This is a genomic window from Mesorhizobium sp. WSM2561 (assembly GCF_000513915.1).
GTDB classification, from domain to species: domain Bacteria; phylum Pseudomonadota; class Alphaproteobacteria; order Rhizobiales; family Rhizobiaceae; genus Mesorhizobium; species Mesorhizobium muleiense.
In genome coordinates this window covers 222,994-242,356 of sequence record NZ_AZUX01000005.1, presented here as the reverse complement: position 1 = coordinate 242,356, position 19,363 = coordinate 222,994, and the positions used below count along the sequence as shown (strand labels likewise).

The following is a 19,363-nucleotide window of genomic DNA, read 5'->3' as shown; positions in this document are numbered from 1 at the left end:
CTTGGCTTGGCGCGGCCGGTATGGCTGCGAATCCCGGCGAGATCTTCGGCTGCCGCAATCAGGTCGGCAAGCGCCTCCTGCGTGTCGAGATCGTGCCCGGACTGGTCCGGCTCGTAGCGCTCGATATAGACACGCAGCGTCGCCCCCGAGGTACCGGTGCCGGAGAGACGGAAGACGACGCGCGATCCGCCTTCGAACAGCACCCTGATGCCCTGGTTCCTGGCTATCGAGCCGTCGACCGGGTCGTGATAGGCGAAATCGTCGGCGCTGACGATCTTCATGCCGCGCACGCTGGTGCCGGGCAAGGAAGCGAGCTTGGCTCGCAATTCGTCGACCAGCGCATTGGCGCGGTCGGTCTCGACCTCCTCGTAGTCATGGCGTGAGTAGTAATTGCGGCCGTAGGCGGCCCAGTGCTCGGTGACGATCTGCTTGGCGCTTTCGCCCCGGGCAGCGAGGATATTGAGCCACAAAAGCACGGCCCACAGCCCGTCCTTTTCGCGGACATGGTTGGAGCCGGTTCCGGCACTTTCCTCGCCGCAGATCGTTGCCATGCCGGCATCGAGCAGATTGCCAAAGAATTTCCAGCCGGTCGGCGTTTCATAGATGCCGATTCCGAGCTTTTCGGCGACGCGATCGGCTGCGCCGCTGGTCGGCATCGAGCGGGCGATGCCTTTCAGCCCGGCCTTGTAGCCCGGCGCCAGATGAGCATTGGCGGCGAGCATAGCCACCGAATCCGACGGGGTGACGAAAATGCCCTTGCCGATGATCAGGTTGCGGTCGCCGTCGCCGTCGGAAGCGGCGCCGAAATCCGGCGCATCCGGTCCCATCATCTCGTCATAGAGGTGCTTTGCGTGGACCAGGTTCGGGTCTGGGTGGTGGCCGCCGAAATCCGGCAGGGGAACGAAGTTGAGGGCGGTGCCTTTCGGCGCGCCGAGCCGGTTTTCCAGGATCTCCTTGGCATAGGGACCGGTCACGGCATGCATGGCGTCGAAGCGCATGCGGAAGCCTGACTTGAACAGCCCCCGCAACGCATCGAAATCGAACAGGTTTTCCATCAGCTCGGCATAGTCGGCGACCGGGTCGATCACCTCGACGGTCATGCCGCCCGCCTCGACGGTACCGATCGTGTCGAGGTCGACCGTGCCGATATCGGCGGTCTTGAAGCTCGAAATCACCTTGGTCTTGGCGAAGATCGCGTCGGTCAGCTTTTCCGGTGCCGGGCCGCCATTGCCGGCATTGTATTTGATGCCGAAATCCTCGTGCGGGCCGCCCGGATTGTGGCTGGCCGACAGGATGATGCCGCCGAAGGTGTTGTATTTGCGAATGATGTTGGAAGCGGCCGGCGTCGACAGGATGCCGCCCTGCCCGACCATCACCTTGCCGAAACCGTTTGCCGCCGCCATGGCGATGGCCTTCTGGATGACCTCGCGGTTGTAAAAGCGGCCGTCGCCGCCGATCACCAGCGTCTTGCCCTCGAACCCGTCCACCGCATCGAAAATCGACTGGATGAAGTTCTCGGCATAGTGCTCCTGCTGGAACACCGGCACTTTCTTGCGCAGCCCGGACGTACCGGGCTTCTGGTCGAGATAAGGTTTGGTGGCGACGGTGCGTATCATGCGTCAGACAGCCCTTTTCGAAAGCAGCAAGCGATAGAGTTCGAGGTATTTTTCTGCGCTTTTATCCCACGACACACCCGCCTTCATGCCTTGCCGCTGCATCGACGTCCAGATCGCAGGGTTGGCGTGCGCCGCGACCAGCCGGCGGATGGCGTGCAGCAAGGCGCCGGCATCGGCGGGTGCGAACTGGAAGCCGGTCGCCACACCTGCCGAAATCGCCGCTTCATTGGCGTCGATGACGGTGTCGGCAAGACCGCCGGTGCGGGCGACGACCGGCACGCAGCCATAGCGCAGGCCGTAAAGCTGCGTCAGTCCGCAAGGCTCGAAGCGCGATGGGATGACGATGGCGTCACAGCCGCCCTGCATGGTGTGGGAAAGCGCCTCGTCATAACCGACGACGACGCCGATGCGACCGCGATGGCGGGCGGCGGCGGCCAGCAGCGCGCCTTCGAGGCCGGCGTCGCCGGACCCCAGGATCGCCAGGCGGGCACCCCTCGCAACAATCCCGTCGACGACCGTTGCCAGTATGTCCATTCCCTTCTGCCAGGTGAGCCGGCTGACCACGCAGACGATCGGACTGTCGTCGCGGTCAAGGTTGAAACGATCCTCGACGGCGGTCCGGTTGGGGTGCCGGGCCTTCAATGTCTTGGCCGTGTAGTTGGAAACCAGATGCTTGTCGGTTTCAGGGTTCCATATCTCGGTGTCGATGCCGTTGACGATGCCATAGAGATCGACGGACCGCATGTTGATGAGGCCATCGAGCCCCATGCCGAATTCCGGCGAGCGGATCTCCTGCGCATAGGTCGGGCTGACTGTGGTGATGGCCCAGGCGGCCTGCAGGCCAGCCTTGAGGAAACCGACGCCGCCGTAATATTCGACGCCGTCGAGCGCCATGGCCGCCGCCGGCAAGCCGAGTTCGCCAAAGATGCCGGCGCCGAACTGGCCCTGGAAAGCGAGATTGTGGACGGTGATCATCGACGGCGTGCCGACCGCCTTGCCGTAGCGCATATAGGCCAGCGTCATCGCCGATTGCCAGTCATGGGCATGGACGATGTCCGGCTGGTAGCCCGAGACGGCGCCGCCGGCGATGTCGCCGCCAACCTGGCTCAGGGCCGCGAAACGCCGCCAATTGTCCGGCCAGTCGGCGCCGGTGGCATTGCCATAGGGGCCACCGGGGCGATCGAACAGATGCGGCGCGTCGAGCACGAACAGGTCGAGCCCGGCGATCTGGACGGCACGGACCGAAGCCTTGCCGCCTTGCAGCAGCGGATAGTGGTGAACGGGTTTTTTCTTCTTGAAGGCATCCATGACCTGGGGATAGCCGGGAACAAGCGTGCGCATCGTCACGCCCTTGCCGGCGAGCGCGACCGGTAATGCGCCGGTCACGTCGGCAAGCCCGCCAGTCTTGATCAGAGGGAATATTTCGGGCGTGACCGACAGGACCTGCATTCACGACAATCCCAGTTTGTCGATCATGGCCTGCGTGACGAGGCAGATGCCCTTTTCGGAAACGCGGAAGCGCTTGGCGTCGAGGACGGGATCCTCGCCGACCACGAGCCCTTCGGGAATCCTGACGCCATGATCGATCACCACGCGCTTCAATCTCGCGCTGCGGCCGACCTGGCAGTCGGGCAGCATGACGACGTCCTCGAGCGTCGAATAGGAGTTGATGCGCGCGCCGGTGAAGATCAGGCTTCGCTTCAGCGACGCGCCTGAGATGATGCAATCGCCCGAGACCAGCGAGGATACCGCCGAGCCACGGCGGCCATCCTCGTCATGCACGAACTTTGCCGGCGGCTTCAGCTCGGCATAGGTCCAGATCGGCCAGTCGCGGTCGTAGAGGTCGAGCTCGGGCGTGATGTCGGTGAGGTCGATATTGGCTTCCCAATAGGCGTCGACGGTCCCGACATCGCGCCAGTAGGCTTCGTTCTCGGCGGTCGAGCGCACGCAGGATTTGGCAAAGCGATGGGCGATCGCCTTCCCGTGCTCGACGACATAGGGGATGATGTCCTTGCCAAAGTCACGGCTTGAACCCGGTTCGGCCGCGTCGCGGCGCAGCTGCTCCATCAGGAACTTGGTCTTGAACACGTAGATGCCCATCGAGGCCAGGGCAAAATCCGGCTTGTCGGGAATGCCGGGCGGATCGGCGGGTTTTTCGATGAAGGAGATGATGGCGTCCTTCTTGTCGACATGCATGACGCCGAAGCCGGTCGCCTCCATGCGCGGCACTTCGAGGCAGCCGACGGTGACGTCGGCGCCGGCGTCGACATGCTGGCGAAGCATCAGCTCATAGTCCATCTTGTAGACGTGATCGCCGGCCAGGATGACCATGTATTCGGGCCCGTAGGCCTCGATGATGTCGATGTTCTGGTAGACGGCATCGGCCGTGCCCTCATACCATTGCGTTTCCGATACGCGTTGGCTCGCCGGCAGGATATCGAAGCTCTCATTACGCTCGGGCCGCAGGAAGTTCCAGCCGCGCTGCAGGTGTCGGATCAGCGAATGCGCCTTGTACTGGGTAGCCACGCCAAGGCGGCGAATACCGGAATTGATCGCATTGGAGAGTGCAAAATCGATGATGCGCGTCTTGCCGCCGAAATAGACTGCCGGTTTGGCGCGCCGGTCGGTCAATTCCCTGAGGCGGCTGCCACGGCCGCCGGCCAGCACATAGGCCATGGCATCGCGCGCCAGCGGCTGGGTTCGTTTTATCTCTGCCATTTTATCCTCCCAAGTTACGCGCTGCGAGACATCGCCTAGTCCGGAGCAAATTCGAGCATGATCGTCGACAGCGGCGGCAACAGCACCGTGGCCGAGATGCTTGCGCCATCGGCCCGAGCCTCGACAGCGCCGCCATTGCCCTTGCCGGAACCGCCATAGTCGGAGGCGTCCGTGTTGATGATCTCGCGCCAACGTCCGGCCATTGGCAATGGCACGCGGTAATTGTCGCGCGGCACCGGCGTAAAATTGGAGATCACGGCGACCGGGTTTCCGCCCGGCGCGCTGCGCAGCCAGGCAAAGACCGAGTTGGCGCTGTCGTCGACGATCAGCCAGGAAAAGCCTTCTGGCTCGCAATCGCGCGCATGCAGGGCCGGGCGCGAGCGGTAGAGATAGTTGAGATCGCGCACCGTCTGCCAGACGCCGCGGTGGGCCGGTTGATCGAGCAGGTTCCAGTCGAGCGCGCGCGCCTCGCTCCACTCGCGGCGCTGGGCGAATTCCTGGCCCATGAACAACAGCTTCTTGCCGGGATAGCCCCACATGAAGGCGTAGTAGGCGCGCAACGTTGCGAATTTCTGCCAATCGTCGCCGGCCATCTTGCCAAGCAGCGTTCCCTTGCCGTGCACGACCTCGTCATGGGAGAGCGGCAGCACGAAATTCTCTGAGAAGGCGTAGACCAGGCCGAAGGTGATGTCGCCGTGGTGATGCTTGCGAAAAATCGGCTCCTTGGAGAAATATTCCAGCGTATCGTGCATGAAGCCCATGTTCCACTTGAAGCCGAAGCCCAGTCCGCCCTCATGCACCGGCTGCGAGACCTTCGGCCATGAGGTCGATTCCTCGGCAATCGTCATCACGCCGGGATGATGGCCGTAGACTTCCTTGTTCATCCTCTGGAGGAAGCTGACGGCCTCGAGGTTTTCGCGCCCGCCTTTTTCGTTGGGGATCCATTCGCCGGCCTTGCGCGAATAGTCGAGGTAGAGCATCGAGGCGACGGCATCGACGCGCAAACCGTCGACATGGTATTTTTCGGCCCAGAACAGTGCATTGTTGACCAGAAACGAGACCACCTCGCGCCGGCCGAAATTGTAGATCGCGGTGTTCCAGTCGGGATGGAAGCCCTTGCGCGGGTCGGCATGCTCATAGAGCGCGGTGCCGTCGAAATTGGCCAGGCCATGCGCGTCCACCGGAAAGTGCGCCGGCACCCAGTCGAGGATGACGCCGATGCCGGCGCGGTGGGCGCCGTCGACGAACCGGGCAAAACCGTCCGGATCGCCGAAGCGGGCCGACGGCGCGTAGAGGCCCGTCGTCTGGTAGCCCCAGGACGGATCATAGGGATGTTCGGAGATCGGCATGAATTCGATATGGGTGAAGCCCGTATCGACGACGTAGGGGATCAGCCGGCCAGCAAGCTCATCCCATGACAGGAAGCTGCTGTCGTCGTGAAGCTGCCAGGAGCCGGCATGGACCTCATAGATCGACACCGCCTCGCGCCTCGGGTCGGCGTTGCGCCAGTAGCTGCGGTGCGCCTCGTCACCCCATTCATGTGCCGGCGGAAGCGCCGTCACCGAAGCGGTGGCCGGGCGCAGTTCCGATTTGAAGGCGAACGGATCGGCCTTCAGCGGCAGCCTCACGCCATCGGGCGCGATGATCTCGTATTTATAGGGCCTGCCGGCGCCGATGTCGGGAATGAACAACTCCCAGATGCCGGTGTCGCGGCGGACGCGCATCGTATGCCTGCGGCCGTCCCATTCGTTGAAGTCCCCGACCACCGAGACGCGCCTTGCGTTGGGCGCCCAGACGGCGAAATGCACGCCGGACGCACCCTCGTGATCGATGAGATGCGCACCGAGCTTGTCGAACAGCCTGAGATGAGAGCCTTCGGCGATGTAATAGTCGTCCAGCGGACCGAGCACCGGACCGAACGAATAGGGATCGGTCAGCCACCAGTCACCGCCGGCATTACGCGCGTGATAGCGCAGCGGCTGACGCTTTTTGAGCGACAGGCTGCCCTCGAAGAAGCCGCCTTCGTCGCGCCTGGAGAGTTCGCCGGCTTTCTTGCCGGTCAGCGTATGGGCAGTGACGAACTCGGCATGAGGGACGAAGCAGCGGGCGACAAAGCTCTTGTCGACCTCGTGCACACCCAAGACAGCGAAAGGGTCGCCATGCGTGCCCGCGAGAATCGCCGCGACATCACCGGCTGACGCCTGTCCATCCGGCCCGCTTGTCGCAGCGGTCGCGCGCGGCTTCCTCATCAGGCAGTGACCCTCCCCGGCACCCGGACCACGTCGTTCGTGGCCTCATGCAATCATATCAGACGGGCACGTTCCAGATTTCTTTCGCATATTGGCGGATCGTGCGGTCGGACGAGAACCAGCCGACGCGGGCGACATTGCGAATTGCCTTGGCATACCAATCCGGGCTGTTGCGCCAGACGGCGTCGACATCGCGCTGGGTTGAGGCGTAGGCATCGAAATCCGCGGCGACCATGAACCAGTCGCTCTGATAGAGGCCGTTCATCAGGTCGCGATAGCGTTCCGGATCGTCGGGCGAAAAGACGCCGGACGAAATGGCAGCCACTGCCTGCGCCAGTTCGGGAGAGGCTTCGATTACCGATCGCGGATCGTAGCCGTTGCTGCGCCGTTCGGCGACCTCTTCGGTGGTCAGGCCGAAAATGAAGATGTTGTCGTCGCCGACGCATTCCTTGATCTCGACATTGGCGCCGTCAAGCGTGCCGATGGTCAGCGCACCGTTCAGTGCGAACTTCATGTTGCCGGTGCCGGAGGCTTCCATGCCTGCGGTCGATATCTGCTCCGAAAGATCGGCGGCCGGCATCATGATCTCGGCCAGGCTGACATTGTAGTTCGGTACGAACACCACTTTGAGCAAGCCGCGAACGGCCGGGTCGCGGTTGATGACCTTGGCGACGTCGTTGGCGAGTTTGATGATCAGCTTGGCATTGTGATAGCTGGGCGCCGCCTTGCCGCCGAAGAACTTGACGCGTGGCATCCAGTTGCGCTCGGGATGGGAGCGGATCTGGTCGTAGAGGGCGACTGTTTCGAGGATGTTCAGGAGCTGGCGCTTGTATTCGTGGATGCGCTTGATCTGGATGTCGAACAGCGCCGAGGGATCGATCCTGATGCCGAGGCGGTCGGCGACGAGATTGGCAAGCTTGGCCTTGTTCGCCCGCTTGACTGCCGCGAACTTGTCGCGGAAGGCGGCGTCGTCGGCAAAGGCATCGAGCTCCTTGATCGCGTCTATATCGTCGAGGAAGCGGTCGCCGATCGCCTCACGGGTGAGCGCGGTGAGACCGGGATTGCACTGGATCAGCCAGCGCCGCGGCGTGATGCCGTTGGTCTTGTTGTTGATGCGGTCGGGGTAGAGTCGGTGGAGCTCGGCAAACACCGTTTCCTTCATCAGCTCGGTGTGAAGGGCAGAGACGCCGTTGATCGAGTGCGAGCCGACAAACGCCAGATTGCCCATGCGCACCCGGCGCTCGCCGTTTTCCTGTATCAGCGAGATCTGGCTGATCTGCTCGTCAGAAAACTGATCGGAGGCGCGCGCCTCCAGCAGCACTTCGGCGTTGATGGCGTAGACGATCTGCATATGGCGCGGCAACAGCCGCTCGAACAGCGGCACCGGCCAGCTTTCGAGCGCCTCTGGAAGCAGCGTGTGGTTGGTGTAGCCGAAAGTGCGCTTGGTGATGCTCCAGGCCTGATCGAAATCCATGCCGTGGACATCCATCAACAGGCGCATCAGCTCGGGCACGGCGATGGCCGGATGGGTGTCGTTCAGATGGATCGCCGCCTTGTCGGGCAGCGACTGCAGGTCGCCATACTGGCTGAGATGACGCTGAATGATATCCTGCAACGATGCGGTGGAAAAGAAATACTCTTGCCTGAGCCGCAGCTCCTGACCGGCCTTGTGGGAATCGGCAGGGTAAAGGACGCGCGACAAGGCATCGGCCTTGTTGCTTTCGGCGAGCGCACCGATGTGGTCGCCGGCGTTGAACTTGTCGAGCAGGATCGGATCGATCGGCATGCCGGACCAGAGCCGCAGCGTGTTGACGCGGTTGGCCCGCCAGCCAACCACCGGCGTATCGTAGGCAACCGCCAGAACATGTTCGATCGGCTTCCAGACGTGGCGCTCAAGCCTGCCGTCCTTCGAGGTGATCGATTCCACCGAGCCGCCGAAACCGACCTCGAATGAGCGTTCGCGCCGCTCGAACTCCCAGGGGTTGCCGTGATCGAGCCAGGTCTCGGGCAGCTCAACCTGCCAGCCGCCATGGATTTCCTGCCGGAACATGCCATTGGCGTAGCGAATGCCATAGCCATGCGCGGGAATGTCGACGGTTGCCATGCTTTCCATGAAGCAGGCGGCGAGCCGGCCGAGACCGCCATTGCCAAGCGCTGCATCTGGTTCGAGGGCCGCGATGAGGTCGAGGTCGACGCCGAGAGACCGCAGTGCTTCGCGCATATTATCCATCAGGCCGAGATTGGAGAAGGCGTCGCGCATCAGGCGGCCGATGAGGAATTCCAGTGACAGGTAATAGACGCGCTTTTCCTGATGGGCGTAGGCCTCTTGCGTTGCCTGCATCCAATGATCGACGATATGGTCGCGCACGACCTTTATCGAGGCGGTGAGCCAGTCGTATTGCGTCGCGACGCTGGTATCCTTGCCGAGCCTGTATTTGAGGGCCTTCAAGACTTCGTCGGCAAGCGCCTTGGGATCGGAGTTTTCGAGAATGGGAGTTTTGGATGTCATCGCGCGCGTCATGCTGCCTCTCGTGCGGTTGCCATGATCATACCGGCTTTCACTATTCCTCCCAGCCCATGCTAGCGCATATTGTTATGCGTTCAATCGAGTTAGATTGCCGCGGGGAAGCTTACCCAGCGGCAGTTTAGCAACTTGAAGTGCGTCGCGTTTGGGCGGCGTCTGCGACGCATCTTAGATTCTTAGTTATGTGCATATCGTCCCAAAACCGCTGTGCACCCTCGGTTCGCGCCCGAGGGCATGCTTTTGGGCGACATGCATCAGGCCGCCAGTGCCGCCTCCGGCGGAAGCTTCGCTCCTGTCATGAAGGCGACGGCGTCCGACATCGTATATTGCTTGGGATCGATGACACAGAGGCGACGGCCCAGCCGATGGATGTGAATGCGGTCGGCCACCTCGAAGACATGCGGCATGTTGTGGGAGATCAGCACGATCGGCAGGCCGCGCTTCTTCACGTCGAGGATCAGTTCGAGCACGCGGCGGCTCTCCTTGACGCCTAACGCCGCCGTCGGCTCATCCATGATGACCATCTTCGAGCCGAAGGCGGCGGCGCGCGCCACCGCCACGCCCTGGCGTTGGCCGCCCGACAGCGTTTCCACGGCCTGGCTGATGTTCTGGATGGTCATCAGGCCAAGTTCGGTGAGCTTGTCGCGGGCGCGCTTTTCCATTGCCGGGCGGTCGAGCATGCGCAGCCAGTCGCCCAGAAAACCCGGTTTGCGGATCTCGCGACCGAGGAACATGTTGTCGGCGATCGACAGCGCCGGCGACAGCGCCAGGTTCTGGTAGACGGTTTCGATGCCGGCTTCGCGGGCTTCGATGGGCGACTTGAAGAGCACCTGCTTGCCGTCCAACTCGATGATCCCCTCGTCCGGGACAACGGCGCCCGAGATCGCCTTGATCAGCGTCGACTTGCCTGCTCCATTGTCGCCGATCACGGCCAGGATCTCTCCCGGATAGAGATCGAAGTCGCAGCTGTTCAGTGCGGTGACGCGGCCGTAGCGCTTGACGAGGCCGCGCGCGGTGAGGATGGGCTCCTGGGTCATGGTTACACCGAAACCTTTCTGATCCACTGGTCGATCGCCACGGCGCCGATGATCAGCACACCGGTGAGCAGCACTTTCCATTGCGGATCGGCGCCCAGCATGTTGAGGCCCATCGAAACGACGCCGACGATCATCGCGCCGAACAGCGTGCCCAGAATAGAGCCGCGCCCGCCGAAGAGGGAAATGCCGCCGATCACTGTCGCAGTGATCGCCTGCAAATTGTAGTCGGTGACGGCGGCGGATGGCGAGATCGAGCCGTTGCGGCCGATGGAGACCCAGGCAGCGAAAGCGGCGATCAGCCCGGCAAGGGTATAGACCGAAATCAGCACCTTCTTGGTCTGGATGCCCGACAACTTGGCCGCCTCCGGATCGTCGCCGACGGCGTAGACATGGCGGCCCCAGGCCGTGTGATTGAGCACGTACCACAGGATCAGCACCAGCACGACCATGGCAATGACGCCGAACGTCAGCACTGCCGTGCCGACCTTGAAGTTCAGGCCGAACAGATGCAGCAGCGGCGCCTCGACCTCGACGTCGGCGTCACGGATCGTCTCATTGGCCGAATAGATGAAGTTGGTGGCCATGACGATGTTCCAGGTGCCGAGGGTGACGATGAACGGCGGCAGCTTCATGTAGGCGACGAGCAGCCCGTTGAGCAGCCCGCAGGCCGCGCCGGCGCCAAGCCCGATCACCACGGCAAGCAAGGTCGGCAGACCATAGGTGACGGCGCAATTGCCCATGATCACGGCCGAAATCACCATGATCACGCCGATTGATAGGTCGATGCCGGCTGTAAGGATGACCAGCGTCTGCGCGGCTCCCAGAATACCGACGATGGCGATCTGCTGAAGGATCAGCGTCAGCGTGTAGGACGAAAAGAACCGTCCTCCGATCGTGACCCCGAAGACAGCAATTGACAGAACCAGCACGATCAGCGGCACCGCAGCCGGAGTGGAATGCAGGAAATGCTGGATGCGCTTGACGAATGACGTGCCGTGCTCGTCAAAAGCAGCAACGCTTGTCTCGCTGTTCGCGAGAGCCTTTTCGAATTCCTGAACCTGAGACATGTTTCCTCCCATGAGGCTTCAGCCACGCGCCGACGCCCGTCCAACCGTTCCCGATCTGCCGCCGGAATTTTCGCGCTTGCGATTACCGCATCGTCCACCCGAAGCGGCCGGGGATCAAGCCCTGGCCGCTTCGGTCTGTTGCCTGTCAGACCGGCATCAGCCCCAGCACTTGGCGAGGCCTTCCTTGGTGTCGATGGACTTCACGCCCTCTGCCGGCTTGTCGGTCACGAGATTGACGCCGGTGTCGAAGAAATCCTTGCCTTCGGTCGGCTTGGGCTTCGTCCCGTCCTTGGCGTAAGCGGCGATCGCTTCAATGCCGAGTGCCGCCATCTGCAGCGGATACTGCTGTGAGGTCGCACCGATCACGCCCTCGGCGACCGACTTCACGCCGGGGCAGCCGCCGTCAACCGACACGATCAGCACATTGCCTTCGAGGCCCACGGCCTTGAGTGCCTGGTAGGCGCCAACCGCTGCGGGCTCGTTGATGGTGTGGATGACGTTGATGCCGGGATCCTTCTGCAGAAGGTTCTCCATGGCCTTGCGGCCACCCTCTTCATTGCCGTTGGTGACATCGTGCCCGACGATGCGAGGATCATCCTCGTCGCCGATCTTGTTGGGGTCCTTCACGTCGATGCCGTAGCCCATCATGAAGCCTTGGTCGCGCAGCACATCGACCGTCGGCTGCGAGGGCGTCAGATCGAGGAAGCCTATCTTGGCATCCTTCGCTTTGTCGCCGAGCGTCGCTGCGGCCCACGCGCCGATCAGCTTTCCGGCCTCCAGATTGTCGGTCGCGAAGGTCGCGTCGGCAGCGTCGAGCGGGTCAAGCGGCGTGTCCAGCGCGATCACCAGCAGACCGGCGTCACGTGCCTTCTTCACCGCCGGGACGATGCCCTTGGTGTCCGACGCGGTGATCAGGATGCCCTTGGCGCCGTCGGCGATGCAGCTTTCGATCGCCGCCACCTGGCTTTCGCTGTCGCCGTCGATCTTGCCGGCGTAGGCTTTGAGTTCGACGCCGAGTTCCTTGGCCTTGGCGCTCGCGCCTTCTTTCATTTTGACGAAGAACGGGTTGGTGTCGGTCTTGGTGATCAGGCAGGCGCCGACATCGGCGGCGGACGCAGCCGAGGTGAACGCCATCAGACCCAGTCCGGCCGCGGCAAAAACGGTGGATCTTAGCAGTGCTGTCTTGGTCACGATTTTCCTCCCAGTGGAACCAGTTCGGACGCCGGCCAACCGGCATCGCATGAGCATCCAGCGACTTCTCCCAGCGTGGACGCTTGCCCCAAGAGAATACCAGACTGAGGTTTCTGTCAATAATTAAATCACTCTTATTTATTATTGACACCGTGGCGTCGGTCACTCATTCTGGCCAAAAGCATTGAGGGAACGACGGGAGGAGAAGGGGTGGAGACCGGCATCACAAGGCACGGTTCGCCCGAGGCAGCCAAAAGCCGCATTCACCGCGGCACCAACCAGAGCGGCATGCGGGACCACAATGAGCGGCTGGTGCTGTCGCTGGTGCGTCAGCACGGCAGCCTGGCGAAGTCCGACATTGCGCGCATGACCGGACTTTCGGCCCAGACGGTTTCAGTCATCATGCGCGAGCTCGAGGAGGACAAGCTTCTTGTCCGCCAGGCGCCGCTGCGCGGCAAGATCGGCCAACCTTCCATTCCGATGGCGCTCAATCCCGATGGCGCCTATTTCATCGGCCTGAAGATCGGCCGTCGTAGCGCCGAACTCGTGCTGATCGATTTTCTCGGCAATGTGCGCTCGATGCTGCAGCATTCCTACCGCTATCCGGCACCGCGCGAGACGGTCGAGTTCGTGACCTCCGGCATGAAGACGATGCGCGGCGAACTCACCCCGGCGCAGGACAAGCGCATTGCCGGACTTGGCATCGCCATGCCATTCGAATTGTGGAGCTGGGCCGATACGGCAGGTGCGCCGCGCGACGTCATGGACGAATGGCGCGAACGAGACATCCGCGCCGACATCCAGGCACAGTGCGAATTCCCGGTCTACCTGCAAAATGACGCCACCTCTGCCTGCGGCGCCGAACTGGTGTTCGGCAAAGCGGGCACGGCACGCGACTTCGTCTATTTCTATATCGGTGCCTTCGCCGGCGGCGGCATTGTGCTGAACGGTCACCTTTTCGGCGGGCCGACCGGCAATGCCGGCGCGCTGGGTTCGATGCCGGTGCCTGGACCGGACGGCAAGCCCGCCCAATTGATCGACGTGGCGTCGATCGCCATGCTGGAAAAGGCACTCAACGCGCGCGGCGTCGAAGCCTCACATCTGTGGACTTCACCGGAGGATTGGGGCGAAATCGGCGTCGAGCTCGACGATTGGATCGCCTGCGCCTCGCAGGCGCTCGCCTATGCCATTGTGGCGGCGTCATCGGTTATCGATTTCGAGGCGGCGGTGATCGACGGATGGATGCCGAAGGCCGTGCGGCGCCGGCTCGTCGATGCCGTTATCGAAGCCATCGGCAAGATCGACGGTGAAGGCCTGAAGCTTCCGGCCGTGCGCGAGGGGACTGTGGGCATTCATGCACGCGCCCTGGGCGGTGCCAGCCTGCCGCTTTCCGAGCGCTTCCTCATCGGTTCGACCACGATTTCCAGGAGCACCTGAATGCTGATCGGAATCCCGGCCCTGCTCGGCCCGGAGCTGCTGGCGTTGCTGCGTGCCATGGGCCATGGCGACGAGATCGCCGTTGTCGACGGAAACTACCCGGCGAAGGAACAGGCACACCGGCTCATCCGCGCCGACGGTCATCATCTTGTTCCGACGCTCGACGCCATCCTCAGCGTATTGCCTGTCGATGACGCAGTGCCGGAGGCGCTGTTTCGCGCCTCGGTCAAGGGTGATCCCCTGATTGCCGATCCCGTTCATCACGAGATGGAGGCGATCTGCGCCAAGCGTGCTCCGGGCCGCAGGGTGGTTGCGCTTGCCGGCGCCGACTTCTATTTACGGGTGAGGTCCGCGCACGCGATCGTCGCGACAAGCGAGCCGCGGCTCTACGCCAACATCATCATCCGCAAGGGTGTGATCTATCCGCCGGAGAACAGGAAATCATGATCCTCTGTTGCGGCGAAGCCCTGATCGACATGCTGCCACGCACCACGACTGAGGGCGAGCCGGCCTTTGCCCCCTATGTCGGCGGCGCGGTCTTCAACACCGCAATAGCGCTCGGCCGACTGGGAGCACCCGCCAGTTTCTTTTCCGGCCTGTCGACGGATCTGTTCGGCGGCCAGTTCAGGGACGCGCTGGCGGCAAGCAAGGTCAGTTCCACCTATGCGCACACATCGCCCCGGCCGACCACGCTTGCCTTCGTGCGGCTGGACAACGGCCAGGCGACTTACACGTTCTACGATGAAAACACAGCCGGACGGATGCTGACCATCGACGATCTGCCGAAACTCGGCAGCGAGATCGAAGCCATGCTGTTCGGCGCCATCAGCCTGATCTCGGAGCCGGCCGGATCAGCCTACGAGGAATTCATGCGGCGCGAGCACAGCCACCGCGTCATGATGCTCGACCCCAACCTCCGGCCGAATTTCATACCGGACAAGGCCAGGCATCTCAGGCGTATCCGCTCGATGATGGCCATGGCCGACATCGTGAAACTGTCGGATGAGGACCTCAACTGGTTCGGCGAAGCCGGCTCGCACGAGGACGTCGTCCGCAACTGGCTGGAGCGCGGCCCGACGCTGATCGTCGTTACCCATGGCAGCGAAGGCGCCGTCGGCTACACCAGGGATCACAACGTCACGGTCGTGCCGGACAAGGTCGAGGTGGTCGATACGGTCGGCGCCGGCGACACGTTCAACGCCGGCATCCTGGCCTCGCTGCACGAGCAAGGCCTGCTGTCGAAGGAGGCGATCGCCGATCTGTCGGAAGACGCGATCCACAAGGCGCTGGCGCTCGGCGCCAAGGCTGCGGCGGTAACCGTGTCGCGGGCCGGCGCCAATCCGCCCTGGCGGCATGAAATCGCCTGATTGGACGGCGATGCGCTGAAGATGCGCTAAACATCGATCACTTTATGTTTCGCCCAGCCCAGCGCGTGCGACACGAAGGCCGTGTCGTGCGCAACAAAGCCCCGGATTTCCGGCGTCTGATGGGGACCTGTCGGACTGAGAGGTAACAGGCTGCGACATTTGAGCAATTCGTGGTTTGGTCCGTGCAGCTTTCTCGGCCGCGCCAAGTCTGATACCAGCGGCCGGTTATCTGGCTAGTACCGTTTTGAGGCCGACATGCAGTTCATCGATCTTGGCGCGCAGCGCGAACGAATCCGCGACAGGCTGAAAGCCGCCATAGACCGCGTCGTCGACGAGGGGCGCTACATTCTCGGACCTGAGGTCACCGAATTCGAAAACAAGCTCGCCGCCTATATCGGCACCAAGCATGTCATCGCCTGCGCCAACGGCACTGACGCACTGCTGCTGCCGCTGTTTGCGGCCGGCATCGGCCCAGGTGACGCGGTGTTCGTGCCGAGCTTCACCTTCGCCGCCACGGCGGAAGTGGTGGCGCTGGCCAAGGCCGAGCCGGTTTTCGTCGATGTCGACCCCGAGACGTACAATATCGACATCGCCAGCCTCGAAGCCGCCATCGCCATGATCAAGGCGGAAGGCCGGCTGAAGCCAAGGGCGATCATTCCCGTCGACCTGTTCGGGCTAGCCGCCGATTACGACGCGATCATGGCCATCGCCAACCGCGAAGGGCTGATGGTGATCGAAGATGCCGCCCAGGCGATCGGCGGCTCGAGCGACGGCAAGATGTTAGGTTCGTTCGGCGCGGTCGGCTCGACCAGCTTCTACCCGGCAAAACCGCTCGGCTGCTATGGCGACGGCGGCGCGATGTTCACCAATGACGATGCGCTGGCCGAACAGCTCCGCTCGTTCGCCTTCCACGGCAAAGGCGAAACCCAATATGACAATGTCCGCGTCGGCATCAATTCGCGGCTCGACACTCTGCAGGCGGCGATCCTGATCGAGAAGCTGGCCATTCTTGAAGACGAGATGGTTGCCCGGCAAGCGGTCGCCAAACGGTATGCCGAAGGCCTCGGCGACATCGTCAAGGCAGCGCGCAACCTGGACGGCGGCCGTTCGGCCTGGGCGCAATATGCCATCGAGACGCCGAAGCGCGACGGGCTGAAGGCGCATCTCGGGGAAAAAAATATCCCGTCGGTGATCTATTATGTGAAGCCCTTGCACAGCCAGATCGCCTACCGCGACTATCCGCGCACGCCGACAGGTCTTGCCGTTTCTGAGGAGCTGCCGAAGCGTATCCTGTGCCTGCCCATGCATCCCTATCTGAGCGAGGCCGACCAGGACCGGATCATCGAGACGATCCGGAACTATATCGGCTCGAATTCGGCGCAAATCGCCGCCGCGTAGGCGCGCACCCTTGAGGGGGGAGATTACTGGCCCGCGCTCTTCCCGCTGGCGATGAAATGCGGATTGGCAAAATCCACGTCATCGCTCTGGTTGCGCTTGCCGTAGGCCAGCGGCTGACCATCGAGCAAGCGCGTCATCCCGCCTGCGGCGCGCAGCACCGCGTCACCCGCCGCGGTGTCCCACTCCATGGTGCGGCCGAAGCGCGGGTAGACGTCGGCCTCGGCGCTGGCGACAAGACAGAATTTCAGCGACGAGCCGACCGAGACGATCTCGGCAGCGCCCACCGTGCGGATATAGGCTTCGGTCTCCGGCGTGTTGTGGGACCGGCTGGCGACGACGGTCAGTGGCGCCACGCCCGTTCTGGCAGAAATCGGCCGACGGCCGATGATCTGGTAATCCCCATTGATATCGATTGCTTCCGCCCTGCCCGGCCGGCCGGAAAAGAAGCGTCCGGTGCATGGCGCAAAGACCACACCGATCTCCGGCACGCCGTGGCGAACGAGCGCGATGTTGACGGTGAAGTCGGTCCTGCGGTTGACGAATTCCTTGGTGCCGTCGAGCGGATCCACCAGGAAGAAGGCGTCGTCGAGGTCCGGCGGCACGATGCCGGCCGATGCCTCTTCCTCAGCCACGCAAGGGATATCAGGGAACGCCGCGCGCAGCCCGGCGAGAATGATCTTTTCGCTCTCGCGATCGGCTTCGGTCACTGGCGAGCTGTCAGATTTCTGGTCGACCGCGCAGCCGGCATCAAAAACACGCATCACCTCTCGCCCCGCCGCCAGGGCAAGGCGCTCGAACACGCCGAGCATCGCTTCGTCGTCAGATACCGCCGCCGCTGTCGTATTGGTTTTCGGCAATGTCGCGCTCGTTCAGCCAGAGTTCCAGGGCTTCTACCATCTCCTCGGCCGACTTGCCGAGTGTCTTGAGATGGATTTCGGGATTTTCCGGGGCTTCATACGGTGAATCGACGCCGGTGAAATTCTTGATTTCGCCATTCAACGCCCGCGCATAGAGGCCCTTCGGATCGCGTCTGGCGCATTCCTCAAAGGGTGTGTCGACAAACACCTCGACGAATTCACCGCTGGCCATCAATTCCCTGGCCATCCGCCTTTCGGCGCTGAATGGCGAAATGAACGAAACGATGACGATCAGCCCGGCATCGGCCATCAGGCGCGCCACTTCGGCCACGCGGCGAATGTTTTCGACGCGGTCGGCATCGGTGAAGCCAAGATCGCGATTGAGCCCGTGGCGGACATTATCGCCGTCCAGGATGTAGGTGTGGCGGCCGGTGGCGAACAGCTTCTTCTCGAAAAGGTTGGCGATGGTCGACTTGCCCGACCCCGAGAGCCCGGTGAACCAGAACACGGCAGGCCGCTGGTTCTTCAGATCGGCGCGGCCATGCTTGCCGACATCGAGCGATTGCCAGTGGATGTTTTCGGCGCGGCGCAGCGAATGCAGGATCATGCCGGCGCCGACAGTGGCGTTGGTGATGCGGTCGATCAGGATGAAGGCGCCGGTCGTGCGGTTCTCGGCGAAAGTATCGAAGGCGATCGGCGCCCGCGACGAGATGTTGCAAATGCCGACCTCGTTCATTTCCAACGACTTGGCCGCCTCATGGGCAAAATCGTTGACGTTGACGCGGTATTTCAGGTCGGTGACGGTAGCGCTGGTCTGATCGGTCTCGGTCCGCAGGATATAGGAGCGGCCCGGCAGCAGCGCGTGCTCGTCGAACCAGACGATGTTGGCGGCGAACTGGTCGGCGACCAGCGGCCGCGCCGCCGGCGACACCAGCATGTTGCCGCGCGAGACCTCGACCTCGTCGTCGAGAACTAGGGTGATGGCCTGGCCGGCCACCGCCTGGCTCAGATCGCCGCCATGCGAGACAATGCGCCTGACATGAGCGGACTTGCCGGATTTGGCGACAACGACCTCGTCGCCTGGTGAGACCGAGCCGGACGCAATCGTGCCGGCAAAACCGCGAAAATCGAGATTTGGGCGGTTCACATACTGCACCGGAAAACGGAACGGCAGTTCGACAACGGCTTCATCGACTGACACGGCTTCCAGATGTTCGATCAGCGTCGGGCCGGAATACCACGTCGTCTTATCCGAGCGGCTGGTGACGTTGTCGCCGTAACGGGCAGACATCGGGATTGGCACGATCGTCTCGAAGCCAAGCTTGTGCGAAAATTGCCGATAGTCCTCGATGATCCGTTCGAACACCGCCTTGTTGAAGCCGACGAGATCGATCTTGTTGACGGCGAGCACAATGTGCCGGATGCCGAGCAGCGAGGCAATGATCGAGTGGCGCCTTGTCTGGCGCAGCACGCCCTGCCGGGCGTCGATCAGCACAATGGCCAGATCGGCGGTCGACGCGCCCGTCGCCATGTTGCGCGTGTATTGTTCGTGGCCGGGTGTGTCGGCAACGATGAATTTGCGTTTTGGCGTGGCGAAAAAGCGATAGGCGACATCAATGGTGATGCCCTGCTCGCGCTCGGCCTCGAGGCCATCGACCAGCAGCGCGAAGTCGACGTCGTCGCCCGTCGTCCCGTGCTTGCGCGAATCACGCTCGAGTGCAGCAAGCTGGTCCTCGAAAATCTGCTTGGTGTCCGAAAGCAGGCGCCCGATCAACGTCGACTTGCCGTCGTCGACGGAACCGCAGGTCAGGAAGCGCAGCAGCGATTTTTGTTCCTGCACCGCCAGATAGTCGCGAATGCCGTCGGTGGGGGCGAGGCTCTCGGCCGTGATGTGGCGCATGC

Annotated in this window: 14 protein-coding genes; 4 read left to right on the top strand and 10 right to left on the bottom strand. The window is 62.7% G+C overall.

Annotation, left to right across the window (positions count from 1 at the left end):
- From M727_RS0109090 to M727_RS0109055, 8 genes are all read right to left on the bottom strand, one after another.
- On the bottom strand, positions 1-1,616 hold a 1,616-nt coding region (locus M727_RS0109090), incomplete at its 3' end, for an alpha-D-glucose phosphate-specific phosphoglucomutase (protein WP_027152422.1).
- Positions 1,617-1,619: 3 nt separating this feature from the next.
- A complete protein-coding gene (gene glgA / locus M727_RS0109085; RefSeq protein ID WP_027152421.1) occupies positions 1,620-3,065 on the bottom strand; it encodes a glycogen synthase GlgA in 1,446 nt (481 codons plus the stop codon).
- Entirely contained in the window at positions 3,066-4,334 is a 1,269-nt protein-coding gene (glgC, locus tag M727_RS0109080) for a glucose-1-phosphate adenylyltransferase (protein WP_027152420.1), read from the bottom strand.
- Between the two features lie 35 nt (positions 4,335-4,369).
- The gene (gene glgB / locus M727_RS0109075; protein ID WP_027152419.1) at positions 4,370-6,583 is read right to left on the bottom strand and encodes a 1,4-alpha-glucan branching protein GlgB; all 2,214 of its coding nucleotides are present in this window, start codon (positions 6,581-6,583) and stop codon (positions 4,370-4,372) included.
- A 58-nt stretch (positions 6,584-6,641) separates the two neighbouring features.
- Entirely contained in the window at positions 6,642-9,104 is a 2,463-nt protein-coding gene (locus M727_RS0109070) for a glycogen/starch/alpha-glucan phosphorylase (protein WP_036261863.1), read from the bottom strand.
- A gap of 257 nt (positions 9,105-9,361) precedes the next feature.
- On the bottom strand, positions 9,362-10,144 hold the full coding sequence (locus M727_RS0109065) for an ATP-binding cassette domain-containing protein (protein ID WP_023802796.1): 783 nt from the start codon (positions 10,142-10,144) through the stop codon (positions 9,362-9,364).
- A gap of 2 nt (positions 10,145-10,146) precedes the next feature.
- Positions 10,147-11,211 (bottom strand): ABC transporter permease, encoded by a 1,065-nt coding sequence (locus M727_RS0109060; protein ID WP_027152417.1) that lies wholly within the window; start codon positions 11,209-11,211, stop codon positions 10,147-10,149.
- A 156-nt stretch (positions 11,212-11,367) separates the two neighbouring features.
- Positions 11,368-12,345 (bottom strand): sugar ABC transporter substrate-binding protein, encoded by a 978-nt coding sequence (locus M727_RS0109055; protein ID WP_051505568.1) that lies wholly within the window; start codon positions 12,343-12,345, stop codon positions 11,368-11,370.
- A 267-nt stretch (positions 12,346-12,612) separates the two neighbouring features.
- On the opposite strand from M727_RS0109055, the gene M727_RS0109050 reads away from it, so the two are divergent.
- The 4 genes from M727_RS0109050 (at position 12,613) to M727_RS0109035 (ending at position 16,604) form a co-directional block, all read left to right on the top strand.
- Positions 12,613-13,839 carry an ROK family transcriptional regulator gene (locus tag M727_RS0109050; RefSeq protein WP_027152415.1) on the top strand — a complete coding sequence of 409 codons (1,227 nt, stop codon included), beginning with the start codon at positions 12,613-12,615 and terminating at the stop codon, positions 13,837-13,839.
- On the top strand, positions 13,840-14,286 hold the full coding sequence (locus tag M727_RS0109045) for an RbsD/FucU domain-containing protein (RefSeq protein ID WP_027152414.1): 447 nt from the start codon (positions 13,840-13,842) through the stop codon (positions 14,284-14,286).
- Entirely contained in the window at positions 14,283-15,206 is a 924-nt protein-coding gene (locus M727_RS0109040; RefSeq protein ID WP_027152413.1) for a carbohydrate kinase, read from the top strand. The genes M727_RS0109045 and M727_RS0109040 overlap by 4 nt, the downstream gene beginning before the upstream one ends.
- Before the next feature lie 255 nt (positions 15,207-15,461).
- Entirely contained in the window at positions 15,462-16,604 is a 1,143-nt protein-coding gene (locus tag M727_RS0109035) for a DegT/DnrJ/EryC1/StrS aminotransferase family protein (RefSeq protein ID WP_027152412.1), read from the top strand.
- Between the two features lie 23 nt (positions 16,605-16,627).
- On the opposite strand, the gene cysQ is transcribed toward M727_RS0109035, so the two are convergent.
- Positions 16,628-17,413: a 3'(2'),5'-bisphosphate nucleotidase CysQ gene (gene cysQ, locus M727_RS0109030; protein ID WP_027152411.1), complete on the bottom strand. Its 786-nt coding sequence runs from the start codon at positions 17,411-17,413 to the stop codon at positions 16,628-16,630.
- Between the two features lie 10 nt (positions 17,414-17,423).
- A complete protein-coding gene (cysN, locus tag M727_RS0109025) occupies positions 17,424-19,361 on the bottom strand; it encodes a sulfate adenylyltransferase subunit CysN (protein ID WP_027152410.1) in 1,938 nt (645 codons plus the stop codon).
- Between the last annotated feature and the right edge of the window lie 2 nt (positions 19,362-19,363).

What these genes read in the sequence shown, in the direction of transcription:
- glgA (WP_027152421.1), bottom strand. Translation starts at nt 3,065, where the DNA reads ATGCAGGTCCTGTCGGTCACGCCCGAAATATTCCCTCTGATCAAGACT.
- glgC (WP_027152420.1), bottom strand. Translation starts at nt 4,334, where the DNA reads ATGGCAGAGATAAAACGAACCCAGCCGCTGGCGCGCGATGCCATGGCC.
- glgB (WP_027152419.1), bottom strand. Translation starts at nt 6,583, where the DNA reads ATGAGGAAGCCGCGCGCGACCGCTGCGACAAGCGGGCCGGATGGACAG.
- M727_RS0109070 (WP_036261863.1), bottom strand. Translation starts at nt 9,104, where the DNA reads ATGACGCGCGCGATGACATCCAAAACTCCCATTCTCGAAAACTCCGAT.
- M727_RS0109065 (WP_023802796.1), bottom strand. Translation starts at nt 10,144, where the DNA reads ATGACCCAGGAGCCCATCCTCACCGCGCGCGGCCTCGTCAAGCGCTAC.
- M727_RS0109060 (WP_027152417.1), bottom strand. Translation starts at nt 11,211, where the DNA reads ATGTCTCAGGTTCAGGAATTCGAAAAGGCTCTCGCGAACAGCGAGACA.
- M727_RS0109055 (WP_051505568.1), bottom strand. Translation starts at nt 12,345, where the DNA reads ATGGCGTTCACCTCGGCTGCGTCCGCCGCCGATGTCGGCGCCTGCCTG.
- M727_RS0109045 (WP_027152414.1), top strand. Translation starts at nt 13,840, where the DNA reads ATGCTGATCGGAATCCCGGCCCTGCTCGGCCCGGAGCTGCTGGCGTTG.
- M727_RS0109040 (WP_027152413.1), top strand. Translation starts at nt 14,283, where the DNA reads ATGATCCTCTGTTGCGGCGAAGCCCTGATCGACATGCTGCCACGCACC.
- M727_RS0109035 (WP_027152412.1), top strand. Translation starts at nt 15,462, where the DNA reads ATGCAGTTCATCGATCTTGGCGCGCAGCGCGAACGAATCCGCGACAGG.
- cysQ (WP_027152411.1), bottom strand. Translation starts at nt 17,413, where the DNA reads ATGCTCGGCGTGTTCGAGCGCCTTGCCCTGGCGGCGGGGCGAGAGGTG.
- cysN (WP_027152410.1), bottom strand. Translation starts at nt 19,361, where the DNA reads ATGCGCCACATCACGGCCGAGAGCCTCGCCCCCACCGACGGCATTCGC.